The sequence below is a fragment of the Phyllobacterium sp. 01N428 genome (genome assembly GCF_056399405.1).
The window spans coordinates 1-515 of the sequence record NZ_JBFTRH010000024.1 but is presented as its reverse complement, the minus strand read 5'-3'; the positions used below and the strand labels follow the sequence as shown (position 1 = coordinate 515).

Annotated in this window: 1 protein-coding gene; it reads left to right on the top strand. The window is 63.1% G+C overall.

Features of this window, described 5'->3' with window-relative positions; all coding sequences use genetic code 11:
• A partial coding sequence (locus AC1DNI_RS22765) for a tripartite tricarboxylate transporter substrate-binding protein (RefSeq protein ID WP_477693526.1) occupies positions 1 to 207 on the top strand: 207 nt, incomplete at its 5' end.
• Positions 208 to 515: the final 308 nt, after the last annotated feature.

The following is a 515-nucleotide window of genomic DNA, read 5'->3' as shown; positions in this document are numbered from 1 at the left end:
GCACCGGCCGGCACCAGCGCAGAGGTCATCAGGAAGCTGCAGGACACCGTGCGGACCGTCGCCACGGATCCGGCGATGGTCAAGCAGTTGATTGCCGAAGGCGCGCAGCCGTTCTATGGCACGAGCGACACCTTCGCCAAGGTGATCGCGGAGGACAACAAGCGTTGGACCGAGGTGGTCAAGCGCGCCAATGTCCAGCTCGATTAGGAACGGCGTGTTCGCGCCCACCCAACTGGGGCAGACCCGCCCCCCCATTACAGGGAGGGTAGCCTACCCTCTTTGACCTACATCATCCCCGAACACCGTATGTTTCGAGGGGATGACGATGGCACGCAAGTTTCCATGCTGCACCACGGCGAAGCGGCGCGCGATGCTGGCCCCGCCCCCCCATTACAGGGAGGGTAGCCTACCCTCTTTGACCTACATCATCCCCGAACACCGTATGTTTCGAGGGGATGACGATGGCACGCAAGTTTCCATGCTGCACCACGGCGAAGCGGCGCGCGATGCTGGCC